The organism is Rhodococcus jostii NBRC 16295 (genome assembly GCF_001894825.1).
Taxonomy (GTDB): Bacteria; Actinomycetota; Actinomycetes; order Mycobacteriales; family Mycobacteriaceae; genus Rhodococcus_F; species Rhodococcus_F jostii.
Map to the genome: position 1 here is coordinate 125899 of NZ_BCWY01000002.1, position 6754 is coordinate 132652.

Consider the following 6754-nt stretch of genomic DNA (forward strand, 5'->3'; position numbering starts at 1 on the left):
CAACGCTAGTTGCCCATCGATTAGGGTTCATCTAGTTAGGGTCTGCTTACTTGGTTGGTGAGTGGGGAAGCGTCGGCGTTGGGAGTTACGCGCGTGAAGACTGGTGGCACCGCAATTCTGCGTCGCACGCTGGTGCGGAATCGTGCCCGGCTGGGCATCGGCACCGTCCTGGTCTGCCTGCATCAGGTGGCCGAGACGCTGGTCCCGATCTCGATCGGCGTGATCGTCGACCGGGCCGTCGCGACCGGGGACGTCTTCGCCCTCGCGGTGTGGCTGTGCGCTCTGGCCCTGCTGTTCCTGGTGCTCACGGCGGCCTGGCGGTACGGCGCGCGGTTCATCGTGGTGGCGATGCAGAACGAGGCGCACCAGCTGCGGATGGAGGTGGCGCACCGCATTCTCGACCCCCGCGGCGTGCGCACCGACCTGCGTGCCGGCGAGCTGCTGTCCGTGTCGACGTCCGACGCCGATCGCGCCGCCTGGATCGCCGACATCGCACCGCGCGCGGCCGCTGCCCTCACGGCCGCGATCGGATCCGCCGTCGCGCTGCTGCTGATCGACGTGCCGCTCGGGCTCGCCGTGCTGATCGGCACCCCCGTCATCCTCGGACTTCTCCAACTCGCGGCGCCGCTGATCACCCGCCGGGCCACCGACCAGCAGGCCGCGGTCGCGCGGGCGTCCGCCATGGCCACGGACCTGGTGAGCGGGCTCCGGCCGCTGCGGGGGATCGGCGCGGAGGTGTCGGCGTCGCGGCGATACGGGGCGGCCAGCCGCGACGCGCTCGGCGCGACGCTCCACACGGCGAAGAGCTCGGCCGTCTTCGCCGGGGTGTCGATGACCGTCAGCGCCCTGCTCGCCGTCGGTGTCGCCGGTTTCGCCGGCTGGTTCGCCCTGGAGGGGCGTATCACCATCGGCGAGCTGATCACCGTCGTCGGACTGTCCCAGTTCTTCATCGAGCCGCTCGGTGTCCTGGCCGGTCTGCCCGGATTCCTCGCCCTGTCCCGCGCGTCGGCGGACCGCCTCGCCCTGGTCCTGGACGCGGAACCGCTGCTCCCCGCCGGATCGGACCGCACGCTCGACGGCAGCGAGCTCAGCCTGACCGGGGTGTCCTACCGGTCGCTGAGCGCGGTGGATCTGCGGGTCACGCCCGGCGAACTGCTCGGCATCGTCGCGTACCGCCCGCAGGACGCCGAGGCGCTGGCCGCGCTGCTGTCCGGGCAGGTTCCGCCCGACCGCTACGACGGGGAACTGACCATGGGCGGGGTCCGGCTGTCGGACGCCGATCTCGCGCAGGCGCGCCGCGCACTGCTCGTCGAACCGCACAACGGTGATCTGTTCTCCGGCACCGTCGCGTCGAACGTGACCGCGGGCCGGCCCGGCGCGACGGCGTCCGAGGTGCAAGCGGCGCTCTCCGCATCCGCGGCGGTCGACGTCGTGGAAGCACACCCGGAGGGGCTCGACCACGACGTCGCCGACCGCGGGTCGTCTTTGTCCGGCGGCCAGCGGCAACGGGTGGCCCTCGCGCGCGCCCTGGTGGCGCAGTCGCCGGTGATGGTGTTGCACGACCCGACGACGGCCGTCGACGCCGTCACCGAACACACGATCGCCGGCGGCATCGCCGACCTGCGGCACCGCGGCTCCACCCGAGCCCACACGACCATCCTCATCACGAGCAGCCCCGCGCTGCTGTCGGTGACCGACCGAGTCGTCGTGCTCGACGAGGGCACGGTCGTCGGCGAGGGCACACACTCGCAACTGGCGACCCAGGACGCGAACTACCGTCAGGCGGTCCTGCGATGAGTGAACTGCTGCCCATCGCGGACGCGCGCGACACGTGGGGCTGGCTGAAGTCCGAACTGGGACGCCGCCGGGGCCGGAGCGCCTTCACCCTGCTGGTGGCGGCCGTCGCAGCGGGCATGGCCCTCGTACCCGTCTACGTGTTCGGCGTCCTCGTCGACCGCGTGCAGGAGGGGGCGCCGCCGTCCACCATCGGATGGGTGGTCGCCGTGATCGCCTCCGCCGCGGTGATCGGCGGCGTGTGCGCCGGGTTCGCGTCGTTCCTCATCCGCAGTCTCGGCGAGGGAATCCTGGCGAATCTGCGCGAGCGCACCGTCGACCGAGCGCTCCGGTTGCCGATCCAGACCGTCGAACGCGTGGGGAAGGGCGACCTGCTGTCGCGGGTCGGCGACGACGTCGCGGTGATCGGCAAGGCCGTCACCGACGTGGTCCCCAACCTCGTCACCGCCGTGCTGCTCGTGGTACTGAGCATGGTCACGATGCTCGGCATCGACTGGCGACTCGGACTCGCCGGCATGGTGGCGCTGCCGATGTACGCGCTCGCGATGCGCTGGTACCTGCCGCGGTCCGCGCCGGTGTACGCCGCCGAACGCGTCGCGATGGGGGAGCGTTCGCAGGCCCTGATCAGCAGCATGCAGGGTGCCCGAACGGTGCGCGCCTACGGTCTGGAAGACAGTCATCTGGGGCAGATCAACGGTGCGTCGGAGAAGGCACGCGACCTGTCCGTCGGCGTCTTCGGGCTGTTCACCCGATTCGCGGGGCGCGGAAACCGGGCCGAGTTCGTGGGGCTCGCCACCATCCTCGCGGCCGGGTTCGCACTCGTGAACGCCGACATCGTCACCGTCGGGCAGACCACCACCGCCGCACTGCTCTTCCACCGGCTGTTCAATCCGATCGGCATGCTGATGTACACGTTCGACGAGGTGCAGTCGGCGGGCGCGAGCCTCGCGCGGCTCGTCGGTGTCGTCGACCTCCCGGACGAATCGAGCACCGGGAGCGCTGCCGTGCGGGAGACCACGGACTCGACGCTCGAACTCGCCGGCGTCCGGCATTCGTACGACGGCAGCCACGAGGTGGTGCACGGCATCAGCCTGCACGTGAAGAGCGGGGAACGGGTCGCCCTCGTCGGCTCGACCGGGGCGGGCAAGACGACGGTCGCGGCGATCGCGGCCGGATCGATCGTCCCGACGTCCGGTTCGGTGCGCATCGGCGGAACCACGCTGCCGGACCTCGAACCGGGCGACCTCCGCCGCCGCGTCGCCATCGTCAGCCAGGAAGTTCACGTGTTCGCCGGACCGCTGATCGACGACCTCCGGCTCGCGGCACCCGACGCGTCCGAGGAGGACGCGGCGATGGCGTTGAAAGCCGTCGGCGCCGACGTCTGGGTGACCGCATTGGACCACGGCGTCCAGACCGTGGTCGGGGAGGGCGGCCACGAACTGACCGCAGCCCAGGCGCAGCAACTGGCGCTCGCGCGGCTCGTCCTCGCGAATCCGGCGGTCGCGATCCTGGACGAGGCGACCGCCGAAGCCGGCAGCGCCGGTGCGCGGGAATTGGAGGCGTCGGCCGAGGCCGCGACCCGCGGCCGGACCACGTTGGTGGTGGCCCACCGTTTGACGCAGGCGGCGTCCGCGGACCGGGTGGTGGTCCTCGAACACGGCCGGATCGTCGAGGAAGGCCCGCACGCCGAGCTCGTCGCCGCCGGCGGGAGGTATGCGGAACTGTGGTCGGCGTGGGAGGGGCGGTAGCGCCGCACCCAAAAACGGGTGAATGTACCGTTCAACGCCTTCGAAGCGTTGAACGGTACATTCACCCGTGTGGTCCAGGTGGCGGACCGGTCAGCTGAGGTAACCGCCCCCGTGGGGGAAGAACTCGGTCCCGTCGAGTTCGGTGCCGTCGTCGAGCCGGACGCGCTGGATCTTGAGACCCTTGTTGCGGCCGGTGCGGGCGTCGGGTCCGGCGACGATCACCATTCCGTCGCCTTCGTGGATGAAGACACGCCCGGGCGTTCCACCGTAATTTCCTTCGGATACGGCGGCCTTCAGTACCCGGACACGCTGTCCCTTGTAATGGGTGAAGGCGTTCGGGTACGGGTCGGACTGCGCGCGGACGAGCCGTTCGATCGCGTCGGCGGGCCACGTCCAGTCGATGAGGCTGTCCTCGGGAGCACGCTTGTGGAAGAACGTGGCCTGCGAGCGGTCCTGCGGTGTCCAGTCCGTGCGGCCGGACGCGATCAGCTCGAGTGCGTCGAGGGTGATCGGGCCGATCATGTCGACGGTGCGGTGGAACAGATCGGTGACGGTGTCCGTCGGTCCGACGGGCGTCGACCTCTGCAAAACGATGTCGCCGGCGTCGAGTTCCTCGTCCATCAGGTGCGCGGTGAGGCCTACTTCTTCCTCACCGTTGATGAGCGCCCAGATGAGCGGGGAGAATCCTGTGTACTTGGGCAGGAGCGAATCGTGAATGTTGAGGGTGCCGTAGCGGGGCGAGTCGAAGATGTCCCGCGGCAGCCACGTGCGCCAATTGTTGGCGACGACGATGTCGGGGTCGGCCTGCTTCAATGCGGCCTTGAAGTCCTCGTCCGGTTTGGTGGCGATGTGCACGGGCACCCCGTGCTCGGTGGCCAGATCGGCGACGGAGTCCGCCCACATCTGCTCGTAGACGTGATCACTCTTGGGGTGAGTGATCGCGAGCACGACCTCATGGTCGGACTCGAGCAGGGCCTGCAGGGTACGGTGACCCCAGGTTTGATATCCGAGTGTGGCGACTCTCAACGCGGTCCTCCTGGACGTGCTTGTCGGTCAACGCCGCACGAGAGCGGCAGCGAGGCCAGCTTAGGCTATCCAATCTAATTTGGTGAGACCGCCCATGGAAGGAAGGCAACATGACGATCGCCACGATCAACGGGATCCCCCTGAATTACCAGGTCAAGGGGTCCGGCGATTTAGTGGTGCTCATCATGGGGACAGGTAGCCCGGGACGTGTGTGGGATCTGCACCAGACGCCTGCGCTCATCGACGCCGGCTACCGCGTCTGCACGTTCGACAACCGCGGCATCGCGCCGTCCGGTGAGAGCGTGGACGGGATCACCATGGACGACCTCGTCGCGGACACGGCGGGGTTGATCGAGCACCTGGGCGGCGGACCGGCCCGCGTCGTCGGCACCTCGATGGGCGCCCGTGTCGCGCAGGAACTTGCGCTGTCCCGACCCGATCTCGTGCACAAGGCGGCCTTCCTCGCCGGTCACGCCCGCATGGACTACTTCCAGCAGACGCTCACCGAGGGGGAGCGCGCCCTCCACGACAGCGGCGTCGAACTCCCGGCCAAGTACCGGGCGGCGGTGACCGCCGTGATGAACCTGTCGCCCGCATCGCTCGTCGACCCGCACACGGCCCGCGACTGGCTCGACCTGTTCGAATTCAGCGGCGGCCGGACGTCGGACGGCGTGCGCGCGCAGATGGAGATGGATCGCAGCTTCGACCGGCGGCAGGCCTACCGAGCGATCACGACGCCGTGCCTGTCCATCGGTTTCGCCGACGACCGGATGATTCCGCCGTATCTCTCCCGCGAAGTGGCCGAGTCGATTCCGTCGGCCCGCTACTACGAGATCCCCGACGTGGGGCACTACGGCTACCTCGAACAGCCCGAAGTGGTGAACAAGGTACTGCTCGAATTCCTCGCCAACTGACAGTTCCGAGCGGCTGGGGGCGATCACGGTGACGGCGAGGTTCTGATGGCGTCGGGTAACCCGCGTCTCGGGGTGGGCATCGTCCGGTACGACATCGTGAATCGAGTGTTGTGGTGGGACGCGAAGGCCGCTGCCATCTTCGGTGACGACGGCTCCCTGCCGCCCCTCCTGCAGTGGCGGGAGCGCGTGCATCCCGACGACATCGACGTGGTCCGGCGAATGTTCGGCGACACGGCCGGGTCGGTCGGTGCCGAATGCGTCTTCCGGATCGTGCTGCCGGACCGGTCGACCCGCTACATCCTCACCCGCAGCATCGACGTCACCGTCGACGAGTCCGGCGTTCCTGCGGAGCTGACGGGCGTGGTCATCGAACTCGGACATCTCACCGGCCAGGACGCGCAACTCGCGTCGTTGCTCGACCGGGTCGGTCTGGGGTTCATGGCCCTCGACGAGGACCTCCGGATCATCTACGTCAATTCCGGCTGCCTGCGGCACGTACGGCGGTCCCGGGACGAGATGCTCGGCCGGGTCGTCACCGACGTTCTTCCCGAAACTCGGGGCAGCTACTTCGACGCACTGTGTCGCAAGGTTCTCGCCACCGGGCGGGAGCATCAGACCCGGGTCGACTCGTTGTATTCGCCCGGCACGACGATCGAGGTGACCGCCGCGGCCGATTCCGGCGCGCTCGTCGTGCATTTCCGGGACGTGACCGCGGAGGTCACCGCCCAGCAGCAGGCGGACGAGGCGCACGCTCTCCTTCTCCACGAGGCGAGGCACGACAGTCTCACCGGACTGCTCAATCGCGCCGCGATCACCGAGCACCTGCAGCGGCTCGTCGAGCCCGGCGCCGGTCCGGCTGTGGTCATGTTCCTCGACGTCGACGGGTTCAAGGACGTCAACGACACGAGGGGACAACGCGTCGGCGATCGCATCCTGCAGGCGGTGTCGGAGCACCTGTCCCGCGCGATGCGGGCCCCTGCCGTGGTGGGACGGCTCGGTGGTGACGAGTTCGTGGCGATCCTCCCCGAGGCCGGCGACATCGACGTCGAGAAGGTGGTGACCCTGATGGTCTCGTCGATCACGACGCCGATCGACGTCGGCGACGAACTGCTCGTCGTGACTATCAGCGTGGGGATGGCCCGCAGTACGTCGGCTCACACGGTCGACGAGTTGCTCCACCATGCCGACACCGCCCTCTACGCCGCGAAGCGACTCGGGGGCAACACTGCCGTCTGGCATGCACAGACGACATAGGGCATGTCTCCCAATCCC

At 68.9% G+C, this 6754-nt stretch carries 5 protein-coding genes; 4 read left to right on the forward strand and 1 reads right to left on the reverse strand.

The window, feature by feature from the left end; all coding sequences use genetic code 11:
* The first annotated feature begins 93 nt into the window (after window positions 1-93).
* Together RJ1_RS02080 and RJ1_RS02085 are read left to right on the forward strand one after the other, a co-directional pair.
* Window positions 94-1797 (forward strand): ABC transporter ATP-binding protein, encoded by a 1704-nt coding sequence (locus RJ1_RS02080; protein WP_073358233.1) that lies wholly within the window; start codon window positions 94-96, stop codon window positions 1795-1797.
* Window positions 1794-3542, forward strand: a complete 1749-nt coding sequence (locus RJ1_RS02085) for an ABC transporter ATP-binding protein (protein WP_073358234.1) — start codon at window positions 1794-1796, stop codon at window positions 3540-3542. The genes RJ1_RS02080 and RJ1_RS02085 overlap by 4 nt, the downstream gene beginning before the upstream one ends.
* Before the next feature lie 90 nt (window positions 3543-3632).
* Here the strand turns inward: RJ1_RS02085 and RJ1_RS02090 are convergent, their stop codons facing one another.
* Window positions 3633-4568 (reverse strand): methionyl-tRNA formyltransferase, encoded by a 936-nt coding sequence (locus RJ1_RS02090; RefSeq protein WP_073358235.1) that lies wholly within the window; start codon window positions 4566-4568, stop codon window positions 3633-3635.
* A gap of 110 nt (window positions 4569-4678) precedes the next feature.
* On the opposite strand from RJ1_RS02090, the gene RJ1_RS02095 reads away from it, so the two are divergent.
* A complete protein-coding gene (locus RJ1_RS02095) occupies window positions 4679-5482 on the forward strand; it encodes an alpha/beta fold hydrolase (RefSeq protein WP_073358236.1) in 804 nt (267 codons plus the stop codon).
* Between the two features lie 45 nt (window positions 5483-5527).
* A complete protein-coding gene (locus tag RJ1_RS02100; RefSeq protein WP_073358237.1) occupies window positions 5528-6736 on the forward strand; it encodes a sensor domain-containing diguanylate cyclase in 1209 nt (402 codons plus the stop codon).
* The last annotated feature ends 18 nt before the right edge of the window (window positions 6737-6754 follow it).